Source organism: Amphritea japonica ATCC BAA-1530, from assembly GCF_016592435.1.
In the GTDB taxonomy this organism is placed as follows: Bacteria; Pseudomonadota; Gammaproteobacteria; order Pseudomonadales; family Balneatricaceae; genus Amphritea; species Amphritea japonica.
This window is the reverse complement of sequence record NZ_AP014545.1, coordinates 821299-848238: the sequence shown is the minus strand read 5'-3', so window position 1 is coordinate 848238 and position 26940 is coordinate 821299. Positions and strand designations below refer to the sequence as shown.

Here is a 26940-nt window from a genome sequence, read left to right as displayed (position 1 = left end):
CTTCTCGTTCATTATTTAATAGACAAAAGTAACTTACAGGGTTTTCCGTTCATACCTGTTAACCCGCAACGGTTCCAGATCAAAACGGGTTTCGCCTTTGGTAATCAGGTCAGCCATCACTTCACCAATCACAGGACCCAACTGGAAACCATGGGCAGAAAATGCAAAGGCATGATAAGCCTTATCAGTACGCATACTCTTACCCAGAACAGGTAGATTGTCTGGCATGTAGGCTTCCAGACCGGACCACATACGGTTAATACAAGCGGTTTTCATAATCGGGAAAAACTCAATGGCATTTTGCGCACCAGTAGCCAATAAACTGTAATCCAGTCGGGTGATATTGTTAGCCCGATCCGCAAAGCCTTTGGCTCCTCCACCAATCAATACCGTACCGTTCTCAAACTGTTTGAACGACAAAGGGCGACTAACAGCACCAACCACCGGACCGGCAAAATGCGGCATCCGGGCAGTGATCATCAGCATCGGCGCGCTATATGACATAGGCACGTTATCACCGATCATCACCGAAATAATATCACCCCAGGCTCCGGCACAATTGACCAGATGTTCGGCCTGATATTGCTGAGTTTTCGTGTCCACCAGCCAGCTGTCACCAACCTTGCGGATCTGTTCAACCTGCTCACCTTCGCAGAAGCAAGCACCTAAACGCTCCGCAGCGATACGAAAAGCCTGAGTTGAATGAAACGGAATCGCATAGCCATCCTGTTCAGATACCACGCCACCAACACAATGGGCCGCCACGTGGGGCAAGCGTTCACGCAACTCCTGCTGATTCAGCATTACTTCATGAAAATAATCCAGGCTATGCATCTGTTGTTCACGAGCGCGCAAGCTTTCCAGGTCTTTTTCATCTGCCGCTATATTGATCAGACTTCGACGTCGAAAGCCGGTATCCGCATCCAGCTCATCATCAAGCTGCTGCCAGCGTTGCATTGCTGCTTTACTTAACTCAACTTCCGCAATATTCCGACCCAGCAGCCGAACACCGCCGGCGTTCACACCTGAGGCATGGCGGGATACTGTATCTTTCTCTACAACAATTACAGACACACCGCGCTGCGCTAAATGATAGGCGGTTGAAGCACCCTGAATACCGCCGCCGATCACCAAAACATCTGAACTTAACTTTTGGGAGGTTGTATTAATAGTCATCAGCTTGCCTCCTCAGTCTTCTTTGCCTCAGGCGTTACATCAGTAAACTGACTCAGTTCCTGCAATGTGACTAAGCGCATAGGTGATCGCAGACGATAATAGCCAACATCGGCAACCGGCTCATTACGCCAGTTTGCCAATAGTTCACTAACCGTGTGGCCACACATTCGCCCCTGACAGGGCCCCATACCGCAACGGGTCTGACTCTTCAGTTGATTAGGTTCACGACCACCTAATTCAAAACCTTTTTTCAGGTCAGCAACCGTACGTTCTTCGCAACGACAAACTACAGTATTGGGGGCTTCTGGAATTCGCTGCTGATCAAGCGGACGATAAAGACGATCAATAAAGCGTCTAAAACGCTGTTGTCTGGCAACGAATCGCAGATCATCAGCCGCTTCGGCTTCTGCCAATGAGCGACTTGTAACCCCAAGATTCACCAGTTGATTAAGCGTGACGACTCGACCCATCGCCGCGGCTGAATCGGCACCGATGATACCGCCAGAATCGCCTGCGACAGCGATGTGCGATTTAGAACTTTGGCCCCAGCGATTTATCTTTGGTTTCCAACACAACTGCTGTTGACACCAGTCATGCTCTAAACCAAGCGCCTGGGTGATATTCAGGTTGGGAATAACACCCTGATGAAGAAAAACATAACTGGCAGGCAGCGAGTGTTCTTTACCGCCACAGTTGAAGCTCAGCCCTGCGGTCTGTTCATCTCCTGTGACCTTCAGGTCTTTGGCAAAGCTATAGATATTTGTACCCGACTTGCGGATCTCATTCAGTAAACCAACGCCTTTGATCAGCATTCCTGGTGCGGTCACTGCCCCAGTCAACTCTGTCATAACGTGCAGATAATTCTCTTTCGGCGTAGTATCCACCAACGCTTTAACCTTAACCCCCAGTCGCAGGTACTGCGCCACAATGAGGTAAAGTAACGGACCGGTACCGGCAAATATTGCCCCGTCACGCACCAGCCCATCGGACTTAAGCATGACCTGCGCACTACCGGCGGACATAACACCCGGGAGATGCCAGCCCGGAATGGGAAAAGGCCGTTCCATCGCACCAGTCGCCACAATAATCTTCTGTGCCGTCAGTCTTTTTGTCGTGCCATTATCAGAGAAAAGGATCTCGCCATTATCACCTACATGCCATACGGTAACACCACTGATATGACGGGCATTACAACCTCTAAACTGGACTGTTAATTCGGCACCCTTGGTATAGTCAGGTCCCAGTACTTCAGCATCAGGCAACGGACTGGCATCGACATTGCGGTAGATCTGACCACCGCTACGGGGCTTATCATCCAGCACTACGACACTAACACCAGCCTGGCTTGCGGTAATAGCCGCTGACATACCTGCGGGACCCGCGCCGATAATAGCGATTTCATAGCTATCCGTAATGTTTTCCGGCTCATCAGGAGCCAATAATTCAGTCATTTTCAGCCCCCGTGTGAGCTAGCTGCGGGTTAGCGGCGATAGTCGCCTCGGTAATCACCTGACGGTTAACTTGCATACCTTCGCTGACTTCGGTCAGACAGGCCTGCCGATTGGGCATACCATCAATCTCGACCATACATTCGAAGCAGACGCCCATAGCACAGTAAGCGGAACGCACCTGCTGATTCACCGGAGAGACCCGGGTAGCGGTTTCCCCTGCCAGCGCCATGGCTGCCCAGACTGTTGTTCCCGGCGCGACCACAACAACGGAATCGTTGATGGTTACCTGTACTTCAGTCTTTGGGTCTTGTTGTTTTGTAACAGATCGGAACATATCCTCACCTGTTGATATCTTTTTTGAGGTAAAAAAAGCCCGGCACAGGAGTCAGCTATAAAGGGTTTAACCTATAAAAAGGCTTAACCATTCAGAAACTAAACCTATGTCGCAAAAACTACTCTTATCGAGTTGATTCGCTTTCGTTCTGGCCGACACACTCCTTCATAAAGAAGCCTGGACCGGGCTGAAAAGTCACGAATGAGTGTTTAGACCCTCAGGTCAGAGTCACTCGGGAGCAAAGGCTTTTCGATAGAAAAGCAGGAGAATTACAGCCGTGAACCTGTAACTCTCCGGGGTAAGCAGATAACGCCGATTAGTTTGCGATCTGATCCAGGATTCCCTGACCCCATTCAGCGCCAACATCTTCAAGAATCTGAGGCCATACTTCAGCACGGGCTTTCTTCGCCGCAGCTGCCAGCTGGTCATCACTCAGCTTAACGATAGTTGCACCGTAAGCTTCCAGTTTCTTCTCGTTAGCCGCCTGGTCAGATTCAGCTTTAGCCCAGCGACGTATCTCAAAGTCAGCTGCTGCTTTACGCAACGCTACCTGATCGTCAGAATCCAGATCAGACATAGACTCGTTATTGATGATCATGTACCAGACTTCAAAGTGAGTATTCACCGGAATGTAAGTCTTAGTTACGTCACGGAAAGAGGCGTAGTAACCTTCCGCACCGGAACCGATCACACCGTCAACAACACCGGTCTGTACGGCAGTGAATGCCTCAGAGAACGGGATTGGTGAACTGATATAACCCAGTGCATCAGCAGTCAGCTGGAAGCTCTTGATACCCGGCACACGTACCTTGATACCTTTATCAACACTAGGGTTGCCCGGAGATACTGCATCACGGTTCAGCGCGACACCGCCAAAGTAAACCGGGTAGGCTGCCAGCATTTCGATATCCTGCTTGGCATACAACTCTTTCATCGCCTGGTTAATCGCTCCGCCCGGACCATAGATAGACTGCGCCTGCTCCCAGTTTGCCGCGATATACGGGAATGCTGAAATCTGCATCTTACGGGATGCTGCAGTGGCTGCAGGCTGTACCGCCATATCAATTGCACCGACGGAAATACGTTCCTGAACTGTGGTGTAATCACCCAGTGCGCTGGCCGCAAAAATCTTCAGAGAAAGATCACCGCCAGTGGCTTTTTCAATATCGGCAGACAGTTCCTTCAGTTCTACATCGATAGTTGCGCCCTGTGGACGGATATGACTGATCTTCAATTCAGCCGCTTCAGCGATAGATGTCAGAGCCAGAGTGCTGGCCAATACCGCAGTTGTTAGAAACGTTTTCTTCATTACAGATTCCTCTCTTTTTAGATTTTTTATCTATAGGTTTTTCTTAATGCGTTTAAGTAATCGAACCCGACTTCGTCTCAGTAACCGAAGTAGTTCGGAAGGTACATCGACAGGTCATCCCAGAACGATGTCAGGAACACTACCGGCAGGTAGCCAGTAATAATCAGTAGCATGGCAGGCTTAATCACCTTAGTGACCTGAACTTTACCGATGCGGGCACCGAGATACAGGATTGAAGCGTATGGCGGCGTGACTCCACCCATAGCGGTATTCACACCCATGATCGCGGCGAACTGAATTGGACTGATACCGATCGCTTCCATCAACGGCAGAAGCAGAGGGGCGATCAGAATAATTGCGGTAACATCGTTAACAACCATGCCCACCAGGAACAGCAGCACGTTAATCAGAATTAGCAGTACCACTTTATCTTCAGTGATCGAGAAGATGGCTTCAACCAAGGCCTGAGGCACAGACTCGACCACAAACATCTGCGACAGAATCATACTGAACAGAATCATCAGCATGATGGCACCCACCGCAGTCGACGCTTCCTTGCCTGCGAACAGGAAGGTTTTCAGATCCAGACCTTTATAGATCAGGAAACCAACAGGCAATGCGTAGATCACCGCGACCGCAGCTGCTTCAGTCGGCGTCATAATGCCGCCGTAGATACCACCCAGAATGATCACCGGCATCAGCAGTGCAGGGGTCGCTTTAAAGCCACGACTAGTCGCTTCAGCTACAAACTCTTTGCCTTTTGGTCGCTCGTCCAATACAAGTGGGAACTTACGCGCCAGCCAGACGTTGACCACCGAGAAGTTCAGCATGATCAGCAAGCCAGGGCCTAAAGTCGCCAGGAAACACGCCAGAATGGAAGTATCCGTCACCCAACCATAAACAATCATGGTTACGCTTGGCGGAATCAACAATCCTAGCAGTGATGCGTTAGCGATCAGAGCAGTCGCGTATTCACGGGGATAGCCCTGTTTTTCCATTTCAGGAATCAACAAAGGACCGATCGCTGCCACACCGGTCAGACCGGAACCGGAGATTGCACCTATTAACGCACAACTAATCGTTGCAACAACACCCAGACCACCACGCAGATGACCAACAAAAATGTTAACGAAGTTAAGTAGACTGGCGGCTATCCCGCTGACACTCATAATGGTGCCGGCCAGTACAAACAAGGGGATCGCAAGCAGTACCGGATTACCCAGCTGCTGGAAGCCCCACAGCATATTGCCTTTCATTATCACGTCGCCGAGGAAATACATCACCATCAGGCCGCCGCCAAAACAGTAGGGTAATGGCAGGCCCAGGGTCAGCAAAACGACCAGAACCGCCACTGCAATCAGTGCAATTTCAACCATCTTATTGCTCCTTATTATCAGTAGTCAGGTCGCGGATGTGATTCCACAGGTGCCACGCGGTATAGATCATCATCAGAACCATACCGGTGAGCAGAGCAACATCTACGTAAAAAGTGGGGATATACAGGGTCGGACTCTCTTTCCAGACCCGCAGGGAATACTTAGTAAAATCCCAGGCCCAGTACATCAGCCAGCAGCCGATAATCAGACTCAGTACTTCACCAACAATGGCCAGTGACACAACCTGACGCTTGGTTTTCAGGAAGATCTCCAGCACATTGGCACGAATGTGGGTATTTTCACGAGAGGCGTTTACCGCCCCGAGGATATACAGCCACATCGTTGGGTAGAGCAACGTTTCCTCTAACCCCATTACCGGGATTTCGAGAACGTAGCGGGTCACTACCTGGACAAACTGGCCACCCGCTACCAGACATATCAGTCCAGTCAGCAGATAGCTGGCAAACTTGTTCATTCGGGTTTCCTCAGATACTTCTTATTATTCCAGCGGCTCTCATCCGGACCATATAATCTCTTACGAGATTCATTCCTTTACACACTGGTAGCCTTAATATTTGTTCAACGCAGGTATAAAATCAATTTCAAAATATTGATACCTCCATAATCTTAAGTTATGGTTAGTCATAAAACATATGAGTAACAATGAGTTACAAATCCGACAAAATTGAGGGTTAACAGTAACAAAATGAATATCACCGTTCGACAGCTGCAATGTTTTCGTGAAGTCATGCGTACTGGCTCAATTTCAGAGGCGGCACGTACCCTGCAACGAACCCAACCGGCGGTCAGTAATATGGTCGCCACCCTGGAAGATGAACTGGGAGTTGAGTTATTCGAACGGCAGCGAGGTCGTTTGATCCGTAAGCCAGAAGCCCATTACTTTCTGGAAGAATCAGAGCAGATACTGGAACGACTGAATAAAACAGCCCGTACCATGAAGGAGATTGCCGGACTGGAGCTTGGCCGCCTGAAGATCGCCTGTATGCCCGCAGCCTCTAACTATTTGATGCCACGCCTGATTGCAGAATTTGTAAGGGATAAGCCCCGGGTAAATGTATCGATGATGATGCGGGACTCTTCTGTGATTGAGGAGTGGGTTGCTTCTCAGCAATACGATATCGGCCTGGCAGAAACACCACCACCTAACCGGGCGCTATCAGCGCTGACCTTTGATCTTAAGTGTGTTTGCGCCCTTCCCATCAATGACCCCTTAGCCAACAAAGCCGTAATCACTCCGAAAGATCTGGACAACCTGCCACTGGCAACACTCCAGGAGGGACACCCGAACTATCAGTCCGCTCTGAAAGCATTTAGAAGTCAGGGAGCAACATTGAATCAGCGCTTTGAGCTACTGACATTCCAGCCCGCGTTAAAGCTGGTAGAAGAAAACCTCTGCTACTGCATCTGTGACCCAATGACGGCCAGCGGCTATCTACAACGTTTTGATGACCGGGCAAGATTAGTATTCAGACCCTTTATACCCGAAGTTATTCTGTCGGTATCAGTTCTGACACCAGCACATCGCCCGGCATCCGTACTAGCCAGCAGTTTTACTGAGCTGGTTACCCAGCAGTTAGAAGAGTTGAATGCGCAGTTCTATTCAGAGTGAGGAACTTCTAAATGTTCAACAAGCAAGCATTCATTAAATAGCAAGCCGTGACTGATCACTCAATCGTTGGAACCAATTGTAATGCGGTTCAGTTGCCGCATTATCAACATTAATCGGCATGTGTGTCCGCGCAATATCATCAAGATTAAAGGTTCTCAGCTCGTAACTGTAACGTGTCTGACCTGAGCTATTAGGTACACTGGCATGGAGGTGCGCACTTGAAAAGCAGAGCAGATCACCGGGTTCTACAACGACAATCTGTTCTCGGGTGGTTTCTATCGGCTCCAATACTTGTGGCGCATATGGGTAATCGATGGAACCGTCCTCCCCCGCTTGATCTCTTGCAGTACAAAAAGCCTCAAACGACCAGCGATCAGTGCTATTCGCCACGGCTCTATCCCAGTAGTCCGGATAGAACACTATCGCGCTCTGTTCAGTAACCGGATATACCGGACTCCACCAGTTTATCTGCTGTTGAATGTTGCTCCCCCAGGTATCCCGGTGAGGTTTGATACTCCCTCTGAACATAGGACTATCCGGTTGTTCACTCTCTCTTGGAGGGACTGAACGCAAAAACAGTTTATCAGCGTAGCTAAGGTTGAGCTCTACCCCGCACTGGCGCAACGCCAGACAAAAGAATCTGGCGAATTGAGGATTCTCAGAAAAGCTTTGCTGTATCCGCTGCAGGTATTTATTGCCGCTCTCCCTGCCCGTCACCTGACCTGATATCTGATCTGAGGTGACCAAATACTTTGCACTTAAGCCTTCATTTACTAGGGCATCTACCTGACTATTTAATTCAGATAACACTGATAGCTGTTTAAACACAATCAGATCACCATTAAACAGAATCTCACTCCGCTCGGCATCGGTAATAGCGGTGCTATATTCATGAATCTGCATCAACCTGCTCTACTTCGACCTAGTAATTCGTTCTGAGAATGGCGTTCTGGGTTGAGTCACACTGCCCTGATAAGAGTGGCTTGACAGCAGCAACTGTTTCGCAGCCTGTTTAAGGTCTTCTATCTGTGAGAATGCAACAGAATTGAAGCCACAACGTAACAGGTAGGCTATCTGATCCGGTAGCACAGAGCCGAATGCACGCAACTCCCCATGAAAATTAAACTTTTCCCGGATCAGTGATGCGGTCGAAAAGCCCGATCCATCCACAAAGCTATCAAACGCCACAGCGACAAGGTCGGTCAGTATAAAGACCTCATGCAAAACCTCTAAATCAGCACTTCCGCTTATCCAGACACCGGGCACTTCTGCATAGTCTCTGAACTCCGGCGCAGCTTTCAACCAACACTCAACGGGCAAAATATAACGATAGCCCGGCTCTGGTTTAAACTCAGAGTTCATTTCTAATACAGGCTCTGATACAGCCCTATTATCTCCAGCCTTCAGGTTATCATCCGGCTTATCGTTTACAGGCCAGCCAACTAAGATAGCTCTGTCTTCCTGTATCCGGTTATCTCTAATTATTTGCTGCATAGACAGACTCCTTGAACAGGGATTTTCCAATACGCAGATATACAGCACTGAAGGATTCAGACGGGGTGGATCGGTTTGCAATATATACCCCGATAATTTTTCCTATCGCGGGAACAACCTTTTCCATGGGCAACGAGGGCCCCAGCACTTTACCTATGGCATTTACCTTTCCGCTCATTCCACCCAGGGTAATCTGATAATACTCCTGACCATTTTTATCGACGCCAAGAATGCCAATATTGGCTATATGATGATGTGCGCAGGCGTTAATGCAACCGGATATCCGCAGACTCAGATCACCCAGTTCATACAGCTGGTTGAGGTCGTTGAAGCGTTGCTGAATCGCAGCATTTACCGTTAAAGATCGCGCATTAGCTAAGTTACAAAAATCAGCACCAGGACAGCATACCGTATCGCTAAGCGTCCCAACTGTCGGCGTATCAAGCTTGAGCTGACGAAGCGCCAACCAGAGACTATAAAGGTCCGTGCTTTTAACATCGGTAAGAATAATATTCTGCTGCTGAGTGGTGCGAATTTCGGCGAAGGAGTACTGTTCGGCCAGATCTGCTAACTGCTCTAACTGCTGAGTTGAAATATCACCCGGCGCAGTCCCCTGATATTTCAGGGATAACGTCACTATTCGATAACCTTCAATTTTATGCGACCGCACATTGCGTTCCAGCCAACGAGCATATTCAGAATATAGATCTGCATCGATTATGCGGCTTTTATCTGTAACCTCCGTAGCCGACTCATAATCTGGTGCGGTAAAGAACGACTGGGCATAACTTATCTCTTCCTGAGTGAGTAACCTATCTACTCCCTCATTTCGATCAAATTCCTGTTCAACCTGACGAGAGAACTCTTCAACCCCCAGGTTTGCCACCAGAATTTTGATTCGGGCTTTATACTTATTATCGCGACGTCCATAGCGGTTATAAACCCGGATAATCGCTTTCAAAAAGCCCAGCAGTTGCTCTTGAGGTAAAAACGCTCTGATCAGGCGACCCAACATCGGAGTGCGCCCCAGGCCGCCACCTGCCCAGACTTTAAAACCGATATCCCCTGCATCAGATTTGATTAACTGCAGCCCAATATCATGCAGCCGAATAGACGCGCGATCTTCTTCGGCACCAATAACTGCAATTTTGAATTTTCGCGGCAAATAAGCAAATTCAGGATGCAATGTAGACCACTGACGTATGATTTCACAATAGGGGCGAGGGTCTGAGACCTCCCCATGCACAACACCAGCCAACGGATCTGAGGTGGTATTGCGAATACAATTACCGCTGGTTTGAATCGCATGCATTTCAACACTGGCCAGCCGGTCTAGTATTTCTGGCACATCTGCTAACTCAACCCAGTTAAACTGAATATTCTGCCTTGTCGTAATGTGGCAATAATCACGATCAAACTCCCGACAGATCCGGGCCAACATTCGCAGCTGAATGGAAGAAAGCATTCCGTAGGGAACGGCGACCCGAAGCATAGGCGCATGCTTTTGAATATAGAGACCATTTTGTAACCGCAGAGGCAGAAACGCCTCTTCACTGATCAAACCACTCTGATAGCGCTCTATCTGATTCTTAAACTGTGAGACCCGGCCTCTGACAACCTGATAGTCGACTTCATCATATTGATACATACTACAAAAAATCTCTCTAATACTGATTAGATACAGTCTAGAGAGGGTTCATTTAGGATCACAGATACAAAAAATTAATTATCTATAAGTACAGATTTAGGCAAATATAACTCAAACAGATAAGAACGTTGAATCGACACACTTCCTGCTTAAACTTAATCCTGATTCGATATCAGACTATTCAGGTAAGCCGCTACCTCCTCGCCTCCTTTGAGTTGCTGAGCCTTCATGCCCAGACTACGGGCAGTTACTACATTCTCTTTCATATCATCCAGAAACAGAACCTGTTCAGGCTCTGCCTGAAGTTGATCCAGCACATAAATAAAAGCTTCAGGATCTGGCTTAGCCAGACGAATCAGGTGGGAGGCAAAAACTAGTTCTTTATCAAAATACTTATCCAGATCGAACTCATTAAACAAGCGAGGGTAATGAAGTTCATTAGTATTGCTTAGAACAGCAAGCTGATAGCATTGTCGTAATTTAATCAATAGCGCAGGCAATTGCGGGTAGATTCGTAAGGGCCATTTTCTAAACTCTGCCACGACCAGTTCAGGCGAGACATCCAGATTCAGATCGCGTTGCAAATATTCAGCCAGTTCAAGAGCAGACAATTCACCCCGTTCAAATGCTAAAGCCACATCAGAATGAAACCATTGTTTCAAATCGAAAGACTGGCCGGCACTCAACCAGTGCGCTGGCAACGGGCCGGCACCCAGCTCAACAACAACATTACCAAGGTCAAACAGAACAACCTCTGCTTTTCTTTTAGAAGTAGTCATGGTGGAGTTTTTAGAATCCAGAAAATGAAATACTGCATCCTACAGCATTCTCATGAAAACAATTTTTTTAACATGCTTAGAAAACAGCCTCAATATATCTGAACCACCGGGCGCCTAAACTAATAACAGCCAAAGCCTGATCAACAAGCCTGAACTTAATATCAACCGCTTATTCCGCCCGCACTTTCAGAACATTGATCTTGCGGCTTTGTAACAAGATAAAACCACCGCTAAGAACAATAATAAACCCACCAGACAGAGTCATCATATCCGGGCGCTCAGCAAATATTACAATACCTAATACAAGGGCAAACAGTAACCGGGTATAGCGAAATGGCGCCACAACCGAAACATCACCACTGCGCATCGCTATCGTCAGGCAGTTATAGGCTGCTACACCAAAAATAACCGCCGCAAGAATCTGCACACCCGCCGGGGTGTTGATAGAAATCGGCTCGTTATAATAAAGTTGCAATATCAGACCACTGACTATCAGAATAAAAAAACCATAAATACCCAACTGCACATTGGAAAGTACCGGAGGAGCTGCACGGGTCGCCAGATCACGGCCTGCAAAACCCAGCATTCCAATCACCGCAAACAACGAGGCCGGATTAAAACTATCCAGCCCGGGACGTATAATCATCAGCACACCGAAAAAACCAGTCAGAATAGCTAACCAGCGTACCCCTCCTACTTTTTCTCTGAAGATCAATGCGGCACCCAATACAACAACAAGAGGCGTTGCCTGTAGAATAGCCGAGGCACTGGATAGAGGCGTCAGGGTAATCGCCAGAGCAAAAAAAAGACGACCCACTATCTCGCAAACTGACCGAATTAATAAAGGTTTTGATAATATGGCTGGATGAAAAACAGACTCACCTTTTTGCAATGTCAGCAGAATAAAAACCAGCATTCCACCAGCACCGAACAGCATCAATATCAGTCCTATAGCCATACTCTCTGCCGCTGCTTTAATGAACATATCCTCTATAGCAAAAGCTGCCATTGCCAGCACCATAAAGATGCTACCGCGAGTATTATCCAAATGTATCGTCTCCTACTAGAAATCAATAAAAATAGTAAACCGCTATATCATTCCACGAAAACAGAACTCTTTTTCACGGCCCAAAACACCTGCTGATTTAGCTATAGACCGAGCTTTCAACATCTACTAACAACCTCATCGGGCAACCTGTGAAGATAGAACTCAATTCTGATGATAAGAGTAAGGTTAAAAGATTAAAACGATCTCACATGTAAAGACAGATACAGAATCTAAAAAATGAATAGGCATAGATAAGCTAATGATAAAGATTGAAGTTAGTACCTGAAAACGACGCGCTTCAACCTTGTAACATCAACACATAATCAACCCACAAATATAGATCCACCAACGGAGAAGCCGCTTTCTATTGATAATACGACTTGATTTTAGGATCGCCTTCCACCCTTTCCTGGTGAGCTAACAGGTCGGGGGTTATATCATGCACCAATGCTGTGGGTATATGATCAAGCATGCCCGAGCACAGCCACTGGACAAAAACCAAGACCTTCAGATCTGCGATGGTTAAACGGTTATCCGCAAAGTATTCACCACCCTGTTTTGCTAAGCGCTCATCCAGCCATTTAAGCGTCCAGGTGACTGGTCCCGCGACTAATTGATCTCGCGCATTTTTCAATGCATCACCATCCAGGCCCAGTGTTCCACCTAACTTATGACTAACATCTTCGATGGCATCCATAACCTCATCACATAGCAACGCTTGATAAGTATCGTCCGGATAGAGCCCAGCCTGCTTTCCGAAATAGCGACCCAAAGCATTACATTGGGTAATTTGCTCGCCATCAATATCAACAACAGGGACCTGACCAAAAGGAGTTTTCTTGCGCACTTCAGCGAACTCATTGAATGAGAAGCGGTGATCCTCGAACTTCTGTTCCATATAATGCAGAATCAGACGGATAGGCTCTCCACGTCCGCCATTCATATCAAAGTAAGTGACCTTAATCTTTGTCATAAGAATTTCCCGATTCACAATCGCTAAGTTTTAATCCGCTTTTGAACAAGCCCGAACTAATTTTATAGTCCATAGAACCTATTACGTCGATAAATTCAGGTATCAGAAAATGAAGATGAACGAAGGGAAGTAAAAAAAACCTTTGCTAACGATTGATAGCAGAAAGGTATGAAGAGTTGCCTTTAAACAGTTTCATCAAAAATAAAGCCTTCGGCGAAGAGCTTTTTAAACACACCTGCATCAATCAACTTCTGATTTATCTCGGCAAACTGCTCATTCACTGCTTCCAGCTGTCTATTGAAATCCTGAAGCTTTTCCGATTGAGAATCGCTTTGTTCCTGCTGATCTTTTATACGATTTTGCAGCTCTTCAGTACGACGGGATTCTCGCAACTGATCAGCTTCTCGTTGTGTTCCGGCATTCTCTTGCGACTCCTGATTTTGTTGTGCAAGCTCAGCACGGGCTTCAGAAGCCATCGCTGCAGCACGGGCAGCGATCGCCCGATCTTGTGGTGAGGGATCAGCAACAGCCAGTGCCGCTCTTAGAATAACTTCTGCTTTTTCCAAAGTTGCTTCAGGATCATTAGGTATCGGGGAGGTATCTATACTAACTTCGCCACCAACAGCATAGAGCCTGCCGTCGGGCCCTCGCTCATACTCAAAGGAAGGCGCCCCGGCATACTGGCCACCTGCAGCCGCATGACTAAGTTCATGTTGCCGTACTTCCTGATCACGAGCAGCCAGTTCACGTATCAGCTGCTGTTCTTCGCTCTGAGGATCTGTTTCGGATGATTTTCTCGACTCACTACGCTGATCGCGACTGAGCTGTTGCTCTTCTGTATAGGGGTCTATGGATGCACCAGCACCAGAGGGGGGTACCGGTTTTGTTACGGGAGAAGCTTGAAGCACTTCAGAAGAGGATAATGAAGAAGGTAATACCGTGCCTGATACCGCAGGTTGATTCCGGCCGGCAGTATTAAGTGACTCATTTGTATTCAGAGTAAGCGCATTGGCAGTTATCTGTAACTGCATCACTCTCACCTCCTTTACATTACTTCCGACTCCTTATCTGGAAATAATAATCTGATAAAGCCGTACCCTAAGCACGAATATCAATTAGTGTACCCAAAGTAGCATCCGCAGACTGCACCACTTTAGTGGATGCCGCAACGGCATTCTTTTCAACGGCGAGTTCACCTAAGGCCTGATTCAGGTCTTTACCGGTGCCTTCTTCAGGTGTATCAGTTTTACCTGCTCCGGCTATATCAGACGCCGCTTTCTGTACACCATCGAGTCCCCGATTGATGCCCAAAACACCTGTATTTAATGCTGATGTAACATTCATAAAACACACCTACTGCTTACTTGATTGCCTGTAGTTTTTCTTAAACCGACCTAAAATTCAGGCCTCAGACACTCAACAATATGAACTTAGAGACAAAACTTATTAGGGACTATTATAGCGCAAACAGCAAAACAGTTCATTTATTGACCACTGAGAAGCGGCTCCAAATCAATGTATTTGGCCACACTTACAGCAGAACAGTCCTCAATATGGGGAATTTCAGCCAATAAGGGTGCTGAAAGCATCGATTTGAGGGTTTCCAGATTCTCGTCGTAACAACTCATGTCAGCATCTGCCCGGTTCGCCACCCACCCAGCTAATCGCAAACCATCTTTTACAATCGCTTCGACCGTCAACAACGTATGACTGATACACCCCAGCTTCATTCCCACCACCAGAATAACCGGGGTTCGCAATAGCTTTGGCAGATCCGCCAGTGTTTGACGACTATTCAGCGGGACACGCCATCCACCCGCACCTTCAATTATCATAAAGTCAGCCGGTTGCATCATCACACCCCGACATAGGGCAGCCATCCGATCAGCATCCAGTCGGCGGCCAATTTGAGTTGCCGCAATATGAGGCGCAATAGCGGGTTCCAGTGCGATCGGATTAACCTGCTCATAGGACAACGTAATCGATGACGTTTGCTGCAACAACAAGGCATCGCTATTACGTAATCCATCAGGCGTCTGCTCACAACCCGCTGCAACCGGTTTGTGGGCAATGGTCGATAAGCCGCGCTGGTTTGCGGCTTCCAGTAACCCTGCTGACACCACGGTTTTACCCACATCGGTATCAGTGCCTGCAACGAAAAAGGTACGTTTAGCCATTTATATAGTCACCATAAAAAACCTGGTAGGTTGCAGGTAGTTTCCCCTCTGCCCCTCGAAACTGTTCATAAGCCTGTTTAAAAGCAGAGATCCTCGCTTTACCAGTCAGGCCACTCTGTCGTCCTGCACTGATATTATGCGCGCCTATCCCTTTCAATTCAGTCGTCAGTTCACGCAACTGATCGTAAAGCAGTACTTCTCTATCCTCCCTCAGGCTAACTTCTTGCAGATACTCAGTTGCCTGTGCCTGAAGGGTTTCAAAACTGATAAATCGATTAACATGCTGGAACTTATCAACCTCTGACCAGGCATCTCGTAATTCAAACAGCGTGTCAGGGCCCAGTGTACTGAACAGGAAACGTCCTCCGGGCTTAAGCACCCGGGCCACCTCACTGAACAGAGAAGGCAAATTCTCACACCATTGAATAGCCAGGCTAGAGAAAATCAGATCAACGGAACTATCTGCCAGAGGAATATTTTCTGCATCACCGCAAAGCCATAGAGTATTAGCCGTGACACGAGTTTGTTTAGCATACTCAAGCATTCCCTGGGCCAGGTCGAAACAGATCAAATGCTCAGGACGCAGTTGCTCGGTCAGCAAGGGAGCGAAGTACCCGGTGCCACATCCAAGATCCATTACCAGTGGAACCGATTTTTGATCCAGACTTTCCAATAGATTATGGCCAATCCTTCGTTGCAATTGCGCTACATTATCGTAACTCACTGCTGCCCGACTAAATGATTCAGCGATCTGCGGCTTAAGAAACTGAGCACTCATAACGGCAGCATCCGAATTTTGTCCGCCAGCAGTTTCGGCTCAGAGAGAAACCCCACATGGGACTGCCCCGCCAGCACTTCAATCTGAGCCAGGGGCGGCAGCTTATCTAACACGCCAATCATCGCTGCGGGGGCCAAAGTATCCAGCTCACAAAGAAGATGCAGAGCAGGTATTTGAGTGTGCTGATATAGCCCCCGGTAATCGCCCCGTAAAATAGACAAACTATCGATCAATCCCCGTGCACTGAAATCAGTTCCAGACTTGATTTTTTTCAATAATTTCAAATCTGAACGAGCAGTTTCACCGCCCTTTATCTGTAGTAGATTAAAGCGCTGCAGGGTTTTCTCCGGGGTTGCTTCCAGATCGCTTTCAAACTGGCTGTAGACCCTTTCATCCATTCCGTAAGACCAGTCTGAACGTTCAACAAAACAGGGACTACTCGCCAATGTAATCAGTCTGGAAACCCGGGCAGGATAACGCTGCGCAAAAGCCATTGTGATAATACCGCCTAAAGACCAACCCAGCCATAGTGCTGCCGGAGGGGCCACTTCTGCCAGCAAGCCGGTTACCGCATCAATATCATAAGGTTCAGGTAAACAGCTTGCACTTTTTCCAAGGCCGGGCAGATCGATCAGTGTAATCTGAAACTCCGCTTCAAGTTCGGGCAACAACGTTTGCCAGATACCACTATGCATACCCCAGCCATGAATCAGTACCAAAGGTTTCCCTTCCGGGTTACCTCTTTTCTCAACAAACAGCATCAGGCGTCTTCCCTCTGCTTTATTTGCGTCATCACGTCCGATAAGGCATCCAGCAAACGGTCTAGCTGTTCATCGGTGTGGGCTGCACTGAGCGTGACCCTCAAGCGGGCTTCTCCCTGAGGCACCGTTGGCGGTCGAATCGCACCGATGAAGATTCCCTTTGCTTCCAGCGCAGCACTGATAGCCATCGCCCGATCAGCCTCACCCACCATAATAGGTTGAATAGGTGTCGGTGATTCCATTAATGGCACTCCCAGCTGTGCACAACCCTTTTGGAAACGAGTAATCAAATGCTGTAGCTTTTCCCGGCGCCATTCGTCCTGCTGCACCAGTTTCAGGCTGGCTCGGGTCGCTTCGGCAATAGCCGGTGACATACTGGTGGTATAGATATAGGTACGGGCATGTTGAATCAGCGTTTCAATCAGTTCTTCAGAACCCGCCACAAATGCCCCGGAGGTACCAAAAGCTTTTCCCAGAGTACCCATTAAAACTTGAACCTGATCACCGCCCAAATCAAAGTGATCTACCGTGCCTCGCCCCTGCTTACCGATGCAACCGATGCCGTGAGCATCATCCACCATCACCCAGGCATTATGATCAGCCGCTGTCTGACAGATGTCAGGCAGCTCAGCCAGGTCACCATCCATACTGAAAACACCATCACAAACGACTAATTTTCGACGGGCTTCAGTACGTTTCAGTCGGGTAGCGAGATTCTCTGAGTCGTTATGCAAAAAACGTTGAAAACGAGCCCCACTGAGCAGCCCTGCATCCAGTAGAGATGCGTGATTAACGCGGTCCTGAAACACCGCATCGCGCTTATCCAATAGCGCATTCACCGCCCCGATATTAGCCATGTAACCCGTGGAAAACAGCAACGCTCTCGGGCGCCCGGTGAATTCTGCTAACTCCTCTTCCAACGCATGGTGTGCCTGACTATGGCCGTTCACCAAATGAGAAGCTCCACCACCGACGCCGAAGCTGTCTGCACCTTTCTTCAGCGCGGTAATCACATCAGGGTGGTTTGCCAAACCCAGATAATCATTAGAACAGAACGCCAGGCAAGCCTTACCATCAACGATAACTTCAGGCGATTGCGGACTTTGTAATATACGTCGCTGACGGTATAGAGACTGCTCTTTACGCGCTTGCAATTCAGCGTTCAGCTGATCAAAAGACATGGTCAGATCCTTAATAGGCTGTCAGGAACAGCCCGGCGGGTAAGGTAACTCAGGCTTCGTAAAAAACAGAACTGTCTTTCTGCTTTTGCAAATCACTGATAATCGTCTGTTCCTGTGTTTCATCAGCCTCAGAAATACGTTGTTCAGGATTAATACCCAAACGTTTAAACAGCTGAAGATCACGATGAGTTTCAGGGTTCGGCGTAGTCAGCAGACACTCGCCGTAGAAAATGGAATTGGCGCCCGCTAAAAATGTCATCGCTTGCATCTCGTCACTCATGCTTTCACGCCCCGCAGACAAACGAACGTGGGATTGCGGCATCATAATACGGGCAACCGCAATATTACGGACAAAATCAAGGTGATCCAGATCCTCCACGTTTTCCATCGGAGTGCCGGCTACTTTTACCAGCATATTGATCGGCACACTTTCCGGCTGCTTAGGCATATTGGCTAATTGTCGTAACAAGCCAATACGGTCAGTCGCCGTTTCACCCATACCTAAAATACCGCCAGAGCAGATTTTCATACCTGACTCACGCACATGGTGCAGTGTATCCAGTCGATCCTGATAAGTACGGGTGGTGATAATCTTATCGTAGAACTCCGGTGAGGTATCCAGGTTATGATTGTAATAATCAAGACCCGCATCAGCCAGCTGATCAGCTTTACCTTCATCCAACATGCCCAGTGTCATGCAGGTTTCCAGACCAAGCTCTTTAACACTTTTAACCATCTCGATCACATACGGCATATCTTTATCCGCAGGATGCTTCCAGGCCGCGCCCATACAAAAACGAGTTGAGCCCGACGCTTTAGCTTTTTTAGCCTTTTCTATAACGGCATCAACTTGCATCAATCGTTCTTTCTCAAGACCGGTGTTGTAGTGACCGCTTTGAGGGCAGTATTTACAATCTTCCGGACAGGCGCCTGTTTTGATCGACAACAGCGTACTGACTTGAACCTCATTCGGATTGAAAAACTGGCGATGTACAAGTTGTGCCTGAAAGAGCAGATCATTAAAAGGCAGATCAAATAATGCCTGCACTTCCTGTTCTGTCCAGTCGTGTCTGATCTCTGTCTGGTTTTGTTGCATCGCCGCGTCTATCCTGTGTTAATACTGAAAGATAAGGATTTTTTTTAAGGACCTAATTTTAACCCGACAGAAGGATCTGTCAACCTATGATAACAAAAATCAAAAACAACTGGTTATTTTTTAAGCAGCCAGAAGACTGTATTCTCTGCGGGATAAACCCTGCTAACGAAACCTCTCTCTGTCAGCACTGCTATACAGACCTCCCCTGGATCAGGTATGCCTGCAAACGTTGCGGCATCCCACTAAATACTTGCGACCAAATTGATTTAACCTGCCCTGCATGTCTGCACAGCCCCCCAATTTTTGATCAGGCGGTGGCGCCATTTGAATATCGTTTCCCTATTGATCAGCTTATCCAACTAGCCAAATTCAGTAACCAGTCTCATTATCTGAATCCATTAGCGGCGCTACTCTGCTCGCACTTATTGAAACCAGATTCATCTACAGTGAAATATCCGATGCCTGAGATGATCATTCCGGTACCTATACACCCAAAACGTTTACAGCAGCGGCAATACAATCAGGCCGCACTACTCGGTCGTGAAATAGCTAAAAGGTTACAGATCCCTTTTAATACCAAACTGGTAATTAAAACCACAAACACACCCCATCAGGCAGACCTTAACCGTAAAGCACGAAAGAAAAACCTTCGTAACAGTTTCCGCTGTACTCATAAACCACCCTCCAGCGTCGCCATTATCGATGACGTCATGACAACCGGTACCACCGCAGCAGAAATCAGCAGGATCTTAAAGGCCTCCGGCTGCCTTAACATCTATATATGGACAATTGCTCATACGGCAAAACAGTTGCATTTAGGTTGATTTGCCGCCTTTATTACTGTTGAATCAGAAACTTAAGATAACTGATACCCAATCGGCTGTTTTAAAACCGGCATAAAAAACCGCCCGCAACACCCTGTAAGGAGTACGCATGGATCTGAGTAGCATCGGCAACCTTATCGGAGGCTTAGGCCTTTTTCTCCTGGGTATGCAGCTGATGACCAATGGCTTGAAGCGTGCCGCGGGTCAAACTCTGCGTAAAGCACTGGAAGCCGCAACAAAATCACGCTTGCGCGGACTTATATCCGGTACCGCGATTACAGCTTTGGTTCAATCATCCAGTGCTGTCACCGTTGCAACAATTGGCTTTGTGAATGCCGGCTTACTGAACCTTGGTCAATCGGTCGCTGTAATATATGGCTGCAATATCGGCACCACGATGACCGGCTGGCTGGTTGCCACTATCGGTTTTAAATTTAAGATCAGTGCGTTTGCCCTGCCAATGATAGGCCTTGGGGTAGTCATGAGCCTGATTGGTGGCGAAAAGCGCTATGCTCACCTAGGCACCAGCTTAACCGGTTTTGGTCTGTTTTTTATCGGCCTTTCCTTCCTTAAGGGAACCTTTACCGGACTGGAAAACAGCATCCCTTTTGAAGCAATCGGTGCAACCAGTTATGGACTGGCCTTGTTTGTTCTGGCGGGCTTTATGATGACAGTACTGATTCAGTCATCCAGCGCAGCTATGGCAATCACCTTATCAATGGCCTCTACCGGCGCCATCCCTCTGGCTGCAGCAGGCGCTCTGGTGATAGGTGCAAACCTTGGGACAACCTCTACCGCCGCCTTGTCAGTTATTGGTGCAACCTCTAACGCTAAGCGAATCGCCTGCGCACATGTATTCTTCAACCTGATTACCGGTACAGTCGGGTTACTCTTACTGGTCGGCATGGCTGGCATCATTAACCGTTCAGAACTGGCCCAGAGCTTTGACCTGGTTATCTTACTAGCACTGTTTCACACCCTGTTTAATGGCGTTGGTGTGCTGATAATGTGGCCCATCACCACCCCGATGGTAAGCTTTCTAAATACACGCTTCCGTCGTAGCGACGAAGATCAGGCTAAAGCCCGTTACTTAGACAAGAATATTCTTGAAACTCCAGCGCTGGCTATCGATGCAATGACCCGCGAACTGGGCAGAGTCAGTCGCATGACCTCTACATTAGCCAAACAGGCAATTAGCGCCGAAGTATCTGATAGTGCCCACATCAGAGCCCAGACCCTCACCATCAACAAACTCATTGTTGACATTGGCAAGTTCAATCAGAAACTTGCGCAGCAACAACTGAGCGAAGAAAGCTCACAAATTCTACCCAGTGCAATGCGAGTTGCCCGCTACTTTAATGAGATGGCCCGACTCTCCAGCCTGATTGTCGAGTACAGTGAGCGTTTCGATCAGATCAATGACAGTAATACTCAGAAAGATATCTATGAGCTGAAAAAAATCACTACAAAAATGCTGGATGCAGCCATCGTAGAGGACGAGCTATATGCCTCTTCCTCTGAGACCCGGGCCGTTCTGCGTCAGCTGGAAAATAAATACCAAAAAATTAAGCAACACGTACTGGATGCAATGATTGCTGGGCGCCTCACCCCGGATGAAGGAACTAATCTATTAGACTCACTCAGCCATATTCACCGACTAGGCGAGCAAGCAGAGAAGAGCTCCCGTTACTGGAGTAGTCTCAGCCCTGTTGAACACCGATCCCCTATCCATGACCGACCACATAAGTCGGACAAAGAGACCTCTGAGGACTCTTCAATAGAGGAAAAAAACGCTAAGACTTCAGATGAATCGCTGGCAGTAAACTAAAACTGAGAGCAGAATAGAGCCTGCTCAATTCAGCGCGCCTGCCCCGTTGTAGACAGCGCTGTTTTCACTTCAACGGCCAGTTGTAAAAGATGACTTCCAGCATAACATTTGAACCAGTAGCGGTTATCCACAGCGGATATAAAGAAAAATTTGGCATCCCTCGCCAGCCAGGTCTGGCCCGTTCGATGACCGCCACTATCGAGCTATTACCACCTTACAACACCCTCGATGCTGTCAGAGGCCTGGAACAGTGCAGTCATATATGGCTGCTGTTTATTTTTAGCGCTTGCGTTGGCAAAGGCTGGTCTCCGCTGGTTCGCCCGCCCCGCCTTGGAGGCAATGAGAAATTAGGGGTACTGGCTTCCCGCTCTCCTTTCCGGCCAAATCCTATCGGCCTGTCACCAGTTAAGCTTGAGAGAATACGCTCAGAAGGCTCCCGAATTCTATTGGACGTCGAAGGTGCAGACCTGTTAGATCAAACCCCAATTATCGATATTAAACCCTATCTGCCCTATGCTGATATTATTTCAGAGGCAGAGTTCGGTCTGGCCAGTTCAATTGAAACCCTGGACCTTCCGGTCAATTTCAGTCCAGCTGCCGAACTCCAATTAGCCGAACACAGCAGTCGTCTGAATCAACCACTGAAACAGCAAATCAGTGAAGTATTACTCTGTGACCCCCGTCCTGCCTACCATAAGAACAAACCTGAAACACGAGAATACGGCATTCGCTTACATGACCTGAATATCCGCTGGAACGTCAGCGAATCCTCAGTACAAGTAACAGTGATAGTGTTAGATTCTTAAAAATTTCAGACAAAAAAATAGCAGCGCGAGCGCTGCCAAAGAGGGTACTAAATATCAGTACTAGAGAGCCTTGCATTTCAATCTTTACTTAAACCACGATTCTTCAATTACATTTTACTCCTTATCTGTCGCAGGAAATGTCTCGCCATCCACTAGTCGAGCTTCCCCTAAGAAGTTGTGACCACTATAAAATTCCAACCTGAAATAATGCTGAAAGGATGAATAATATTTCATTAGATTTTAATTTTAAGATAAACTAATATATTAGATTATTCTAATTAAACGAATCAGCGGGGCTCTCAGGCAGAGTTACCCAATTAAGCATTCTTTACTTAACTCTTCTAACTGAGATTTAAATGCATGAGCGAATTGTCAGAACAGACCTCAGCCTCAAAGCTGGAACACTTCCCAATCACCTTTTTCGCGATGATTATGGGCATGACTGGACTGACGCTTGCCTGGGAAAAAGCAGTCAGTGTGTTTTCCGCTCCCCCTATTATTAGCCATGTACTGCTGACCCTGACAGCTTGCCTGTTTCTGATCATTGTCTTAATTTACCTGCTAAAGATAATGCTAAAAACACGCGCAGTGTTAGGTGAGTTTAATCATCCAATCAAACTCAGCTTCTTTCCCGCCTTCAGCATCAGTCTGATCCTACTGAGCGTAGCAACACTAGAGATATCAAAGACGTTATCACTGTTTGTCTGGGCTAGCGGCAGTGCTCTACACTTACTATTTACTGTATACGTTCTGAACCAGTGGATCCATCACCCAAAATTTCAGATCGCACATATAACTCCCGCTTGGTTTATCCCGGTTGTAGGCAACATTCTGGTCCCCATTGCCGGCGTTGAGCACGGCTATTCCGAGGTAAGCTGGTTCTTTTTTTCGATCGGTCTGGTCTACTGGATCATTTTAAAAACACTCGTGCTTAACCGAATGATCTTTCATGATCCTCTTTCTGGCAAAATGCTACCAACACTCTTTATTCTTATCGCCCCTCCTGCGGTCGGATTTATCTCATACCTGAAACTCAACGGTGAACTGGATAGCTTTGCCCGCGTTTTGTTTTACTCCGCCATGTTTCTGATACTACTTTTGCTAAGTCAGCTACCACGCTTCGCCCGGATCAAATTCTTTATGTCCTGGTGGGCCTATTCCTTCCCGCTGGCCGCTTCTGCCATTGCTGCTCAGGTCATGTATACCACTCTGGAGCAACCTTTTTTCTATTACCTGGCCATGATCCTCATAGGTTTAGCCAGCGCCGTCATTTCCCTGTTGCTCTTCCGTACGCTGCTAGCGGTCATACGTAATGAGATCTGTCAGCCAGAATAAATTGCTTTAGTTGATTTGCTTTCTGTTTAAAACCGGGCTGTAATAGCCCGGTTTTTATTCAGTGTATTTTTTCACAACGGCATTATTCACGGGGTATAAGTATGAGCATTTCCAGCGAACAGGTCCGCTTTGACCAGCAGCATATCTGGCACCCATACTCTTCAATGATTAACCCACCCGCCGCTTACCCTGTAATTTCAGCCCAAGGGGTACGTCTAACACTGGAAGATGGAACAGAGCTGATCGACGGCATGGCATCCTGGTGGTCAGTCATTCACGGTTACAGTAATCCCGCCCTGAATGCCGCGGCACATGAACAGATAGATAAAGTCTCCCACCTCATGTTTGGTGGCTTGACCCATCAGCCAGCCATCGAGCTTTGCCAACAGCTGGTCGAGATGACCGCCGAGCCTCTGCAAAAAGTTTTTCTTGCAGACTCCGGCTCTGTAGCTGTCGAAGTCGCTTTAAAAATGGCGATTCAATACTGGCACGCCAAGGGCAAACCTGAAAAACATAAGCTACTCACTATCCGTAACGGTTATCACGGCGATACCTTCGGGGCTATGTCGGTCTGCGACCCGATAACCGGTATGCATGAAATTTTTAGCGGTGCACTGCCGCAACAGTTTTTTGCTCCTGCTCCGACAATAAAATTTGACCAGCCCTGGGATGAGAATGATTGCTCAGAACTAGAGCAAATGATTATTGAACACCATCATGAGATCGCCGCGCTAATTTTAGAGCCTATTGTTCAAGGCGCCGGCGGCATGCGGTTTTATCACCCCCAATACCTGAAAAAAGCTCGCGTGCTTTGTGATCAATATAACTTGCTGCTTATCGCTGATGAGATCGCCACTGGTTTTGGCCGCAGCGGTAAACTGTTTGCCTGCGACCACGCAGACATCACCCCTGACATTCTCTGCCTGGGCAAAGCAATTACCGGTGGCTATATGACACTGGCTGCCACACTTACTACGACGGAAGTAGGTGAAACGATCTCTGCTGGCGGCGCAGGTTGCTTTATGCACGGCCCCACCTTTATGGGAAATCCGTTAGCTTGCGCGGTCGCCAATGCCAGCTTGAAACTACTGCGGGAATCCGACTGGCAAAGTAATATCGGCCGTATCGAAGAACAATTGAAGCAGGGACTGGCTCCTTGCGCTGAACTGGACTCAGTTGCTGAAGTCCGTTGTTTGGGCGCTATTGGTGTCGTCGAGCTAAAAGAGCCCGTAGTGACTGCAGAAATTCAGCCCCTGTTTGTCGAGCAGGGTATCTGGATACGCCCCTTTGGCAAACTAGTCTACGTTATGCCGCCTTATGTCATGTCCAATGATGATTTGCAGATACTGACAACGGGGATGCTTGAGGTTATTCGAGAGTATTCTGCAAAGCAGTAAGGCATCCTTGCTCGCTTCACCAAAAAAACAAAGCCGCCCATGGCGGCTTTTTTGTGCTGGCTCTGGCAAGGAAAACAAAGTTCCCGTTTAGTAAGTCGCAGAACTAAAGCAAGTATCTACTTAGTTATCTCTCTTTCGTAGCTCAAACGTTTTGCCGCATCCAGCGTCAGCATCTGCATAAAGGCTTTGGTTTCAGCATCATTACCAACCGGCGCACCGCCCGCTCCTCCGCCAAAAACATTCTGTGGCACTTTACGCTTAGCAAACGCATCAGCCCAAAGCCGTTGAATCTGAACTTCAGCGTCTAGCTTTTGCGCCAGTGCGTTATCCGCTTGCAGGATAACTTTCTTCTGATAGGCTTCAGCATCTGCCAATGTACGCTGAGTCTGAGCTTCTATCTTTGCTTTTTCCAGATTAATCTCAGCCGTTTCTCTGGAAATTGCAGCTTCAGCCTTTAGCTTTTCAGCCCCCGTTATCGCAAGTTGTTTCTCAGTTTCAGCTTCCGTCGTTTTCTGGATTTGCTCCACTTTAGCCTGCGCCTGACGCTCAGCCACTTCTCGCTCACCCCGGGCTATAGCAAGCAAGCGCTGCTCCTCTTCCTGAACCCTTTGTTCACGGGCAATCGCCCGATCAGCAGAAGCTTTTTGCTTAAGCTGCATACGTTCAATAAATTTCTGATTAGGTTTCATATCTGTTACTAACGCAGAGACCACCGTAATACCAAAATCAATAAAGCGCTGGGATTTACGGCGGGGCTGACCATCAGCATCCATCACTTTCTTAACCAGGAATACCGTTTTTGTATCTTCACCATAAGCCTCCTGATCGGTACCCAGCGCAGCATTTGCTGAACCCGATGTCCCGCGCGTAGACCTAACCGATACTTCTTCCCGTTTTACCAGAAAAATACCATTGCTCATCTGGTTTTCAAATTCTGAGTTAAACTCTGTACGTCCACCTCCGTAATACTCTTCTGCAGCCATCAATGATGCATTAGCTTGCAGGGTTTCTTTGAATGCCGGTAGAAGCGCAGTTCTTAAAAGGTTTTCCGGAGAACGGTATTCGTGTGCTAACTTAAGGAAAGACTCTTCGTCAGAGGGAATAGAAAAACGCACAGTTGCTTCCGCATGCGCATCCACCTGATCCAGGAACATAATGCTTAACGGTGGCAGACTGGCTGAAGCATTATCGGTATCTTTTTCAGCGCTAATCGCGTTGATACTTGCTCCGGTAGCCGCCTGAACCGTCATCGCGCGCTTCCAGGAGTTATATCGCCCAAACGGATAGAACTTATACCCTACCTCAGTAACGACTGCCTCATTACCGGTAACAGTACGTACATGATAGATATAACCTGGCTCAGCATAGAAAAATGATTTAGACAGGACGTAAAACAATATAAGTAGTGCAATAACCCCCAACACTGTTTTAGCCATCAGCGATGAGTTAGATTTAATTTTTTCGGTAACATCGGTCATGAAAATCCCTTTCGTCGATTTTAAGTCATTATTTATTAATGATCGATTTTACACCAACCAA

The 26940-nt window shown here is 47.7% G+C and carries 26 protein-coding genes; 6 read left to right on the top strand and 20 right to left on the bottom strand.

Features of this window, described 5'->3' with window-relative positions; genetic code table 11:
* Positions 1 to 33: 33 nt before the first annotated feature.
* The 6 genes from AMJAP_RS03895 to AMJAP_RS03870 form a co-directional block, all read right to left on the bottom strand.
* Entirely contained in the window at positions 34 to 1176 is a 1143-nt protein-coding gene (locus AMJAP_RS03895; RefSeq protein WP_019622469.1) for an NAD(P)/FAD-dependent oxidoreductase, read from the bottom strand.
* Positions 1176 to 2627 (bottom strand): NAD(P)/FAD-dependent oxidoreductase, encoded by a 1452-nt coding sequence (locus tag AMJAP_RS03890; RefSeq protein WP_019622468.1) that lies wholly within the window; start codon positions 2625 to 2627, stop codon positions 1176 to 1178. Before AMJAP_RS03890 ends, AMJAP_RS03895 begins: the two co-directional genes overlap by 1 nt.
* Positions 2620 to 2961, bottom strand: coding sequence for a (2Fe-2S)-binding protein (locus tag AMJAP_RS03885; RefSeq protein ID WP_019622467.1), 342 nt, complete (start codon positions 2959 to 2961; stop codon positions 2620 to 2622). The genes AMJAP_RS03890 and AMJAP_RS03885 overlap by 8 nt, the downstream gene beginning before the upstream one ends.
* A gap of 316 nt (positions 2962 to 3277) precedes the next feature.
* Positions 3278 to 4270, bottom strand: coding sequence for a TRAP transporter substrate-binding protein DctP (dctP, locus tag AMJAP_RS03880; RefSeq protein WP_019622466.1), 993 nt, complete (start codon positions 4268 to 4270; stop codon positions 3278 to 3280).
* Positions 4271 to 4347: 77 nt separating this feature from the next.
* Positions 4348 to 5646, bottom strand: coding sequence for a TRAP transporter large permease (locus AMJAP_RS03875; protein ID WP_019622465.1), 1299 nt, complete (start codon positions 5644 to 5646; stop codon positions 4348 to 4350).
* Position 5647: 1 nt separating this feature from the next.
* Positions 5648 to 6121, bottom strand: a complete 474-nt coding sequence (locus AMJAP_RS03870) for a TRAP transporter small permease (RefSeq protein ID WP_019622464.1) — start codon at positions 6119 to 6121, stop codon at positions 5648 to 5650.
* Between the two features lie 231 nt (positions 6122 to 6352).
* On the opposite strand from AMJAP_RS03870, the gene AMJAP_RS03865 reads away from it, so the two are divergent.
* On the top strand, positions 6353 to 7276 hold the full coding sequence (locus tag AMJAP_RS03865; RefSeq protein WP_019622463.1) for a LysR substrate-binding domain-containing protein: 924 nt from the start codon (positions 6353 to 6355) through the stop codon (positions 7274 to 7276).
* Positions 7277 to 7309: 33 nt separating this feature from the next.
* Here AMJAP_RS03865 and AMJAP_RS03860 read toward each other — a convergent pair whose 3' ends face one another.
* The 13 genes from AMJAP_RS03860 to bioB form a co-directional block, all read right to left on the bottom strand.
* On the bottom strand, positions 7310 to 8179 hold the full coding sequence (locus tag AMJAP_RS03860) for a phytanoyl-CoA dioxygenase family protein (protein WP_019622462.1): 870 nt from the start codon (positions 8177 to 8179) through the stop codon (positions 7310 to 7312).
* Between the two features lie 9 nt (positions 8180 to 8188).
* Entirely contained in the window at positions 8189 to 8770 is a 582-nt protein-coding gene (locus tag AMJAP_RS03855; RefSeq protein WP_019622461.1) for a DUF934 domain-containing protein, read from the bottom strand.
* A complete protein-coding gene (locus AMJAP_RS03850; protein ID WP_019622460.1) occupies positions 8754 to 10418 on the bottom strand; it encodes a nitrite/sulfite reductase in 1665 nt (554 codons plus the stop codon). Before AMJAP_RS03850 ends, AMJAP_RS03855 begins: the two co-directional genes overlap by 17 nt.
* Before the next feature lie 155 nt (positions 10419 to 10573).
* The gene (locus AMJAP_RS03845; RefSeq protein ID WP_019622459.1) at positions 10574 to 11197 is read right to left on the bottom strand and encodes an HAD family hydrolase; all 624 of its coding nucleotides are present in this window, start codon (positions 11195 to 11197) and stop codon (positions 10574 to 10576) included.
* A gap of 169 nt (positions 11198 to 11366) precedes the next feature.
* On the bottom strand, positions 11367 to 12245 hold the full coding sequence (locus tag AMJAP_RS03840; RefSeq protein ID WP_019622458.1) for a DMT family transporter: 879 nt from the start codon (positions 12243 to 12245) through the stop codon (positions 11367 to 11369).
* 364 nt (positions 12246 to 12609) lie between these two features.
* Complete coding sequence (locus AMJAP_RS03835) at positions 12610 to 13218, bottom strand: glutathione S-transferase family protein (RefSeq protein WP_019622457.1); 609 nt, start codon at positions 13216 to 13218, stop codon at positions 12610 to 12612.
* 182 nt (positions 13219 to 13400) lie between these two features.
* Positions 13401 to 14249, bottom strand: coding sequence for a putative metalloprotease CJM1_0395 family protein (locus AMJAP_RS03830; protein ID WP_019622456.1), 849 nt, complete (start codon positions 14247 to 14249; stop codon positions 13401 to 13403).
* Positions 14250 to 14316: 67 nt separating this feature from the next.
* The gene (locus tag AMJAP_RS03825) at positions 14317 to 14562 is read right to left on the bottom strand and encodes a hypothetical protein (RefSeq protein WP_019622455.1); all 246 of its coding nucleotides are present in this window, start codon (positions 14560 to 14562) and stop codon (positions 14317 to 14319) included.
* A gap of 140 nt (positions 14563 to 14702) precedes the next feature.
* On the bottom strand, positions 14703 to 15395 hold the full coding sequence (gene bioD / locus AMJAP_RS03820; protein WP_019622454.1) for a dethiobiotin synthase: 693 nt from the start codon (positions 15393 to 15395) through the stop codon (positions 14703 to 14705).
* Positions 15388 to 16173: a malonyl-ACP O-methyltransferase BioC gene (gene bioC / locus AMJAP_RS03815; RefSeq protein WP_019622453.1), complete on the bottom strand. Its 786-nt coding sequence runs from the start codon at positions 16171 to 16173 to the stop codon at positions 15388 to 15390. The genes bioD and bioC overlap by 8 nt, the downstream gene beginning before the upstream one ends.
* Positions 16170 to 16934, bottom strand: a complete 765-nt coding sequence (locus AMJAP_RS03810) for an alpha/beta fold hydrolase (RefSeq protein WP_019622452.1) — start codon at positions 16932 to 16934, stop codon at positions 16170 to 16172. The genes bioC and AMJAP_RS03810 overlap by 4 nt, the downstream gene beginning before the upstream one ends.
* Entirely contained in the window at positions 16934 to 18115 is a 1182-nt protein-coding gene (bioF, locus tag AMJAP_RS03805) for an 8-amino-7-oxononanoate synthase (RefSeq protein WP_019622451.1), read from the bottom strand. The genes AMJAP_RS03810 and bioF overlap by 1 nt, the downstream gene beginning before the upstream one ends.
* Positions 18116 to 18164: 49 nt before the next feature.
* A complete protein-coding gene (gene bioB, locus AMJAP_RS03800) occupies positions 18165 to 19211 on the bottom strand; it encodes a biotin synthase BioB (RefSeq protein ID WP_019622450.1) in 1047 nt (348 codons plus the stop codon).
* A gap of 86 nt (positions 19212 to 19297) precedes the next feature.
* Between bioB and AMJAP_RS03795 the strand changes: the two genes are divergently transcribed.
* The 5 genes from AMJAP_RS03795 to bioA all read left to right on the top strand — a co-directional run bounded on the left by AMJAP_RS03795 (position 19298) and on the right by bioA (position 25401).
* Positions 19298 to 20035, top strand: coding sequence for a ComF family protein (locus AMJAP_RS03795; RefSeq protein ID WP_019622449.1), 738 nt, complete (start codon positions 19298 to 19300; stop codon positions 20033 to 20035).
* Between the two features lie 109 nt (positions 20036 to 20144).
* Complete coding sequence (locus AMJAP_RS03790; RefSeq protein ID WP_019622448.1) at positions 20145 to 21863, top strand: Na/Pi cotransporter family protein; 1719 nt, start codon at positions 20145 to 20147, stop codon at positions 21861 to 21863.
* An 89-nt stretch (positions 21864 to 21952) separates the two neighbouring features.
* Positions 21953 to 22669, top strand: coding sequence for a tRNA (N6-threonylcarbamoyladenosine(37)-N6)-methyltransferase TrmO (gene tsaA, locus AMJAP_RS03785; RefSeq protein WP_019622447.1), 717 nt, complete (start codon positions 21953 to 21955; stop codon positions 22667 to 22669).
* A 360-nt stretch (positions 22670 to 23029) separates the two neighbouring features.
* Positions 23030 to 24004 (top strand): SLAC1 anion channel family protein, encoded by a 975-nt coding sequence (locus tag AMJAP_RS03780; protein WP_019622446.1) that lies wholly within the window; start codon positions 23030 to 23032, stop codon positions 24002 to 24004.
* 101 nt (positions 24005 to 24105) lie between these two features.
* On the top strand, positions 24106 to 25401 hold the full coding sequence (bioA, locus tag AMJAP_RS03775; protein ID WP_019622445.1) for an adenosylmethionine--8-amino-7-oxononanoate transaminase: 1296 nt from the start codon (positions 24106 to 24108) through the stop codon (positions 25399 to 25401).
* Between the two features lie 116 nt (positions 25402 to 25517).
* Here the strand turns inward: bioA and AMJAP_RS03770 are convergent, their stop codons facing one another.
* On the bottom strand, positions 25518 to 26879 hold the full coding sequence (locus AMJAP_RS03770; RefSeq protein ID WP_019622444.1) for an SPFH domain-containing protein: 1362 nt from the start codon (positions 26877 to 26879) through the stop codon (positions 25518 to 25520).
* Positions 26880 to 26940: the final 61 nt, after the last annotated feature.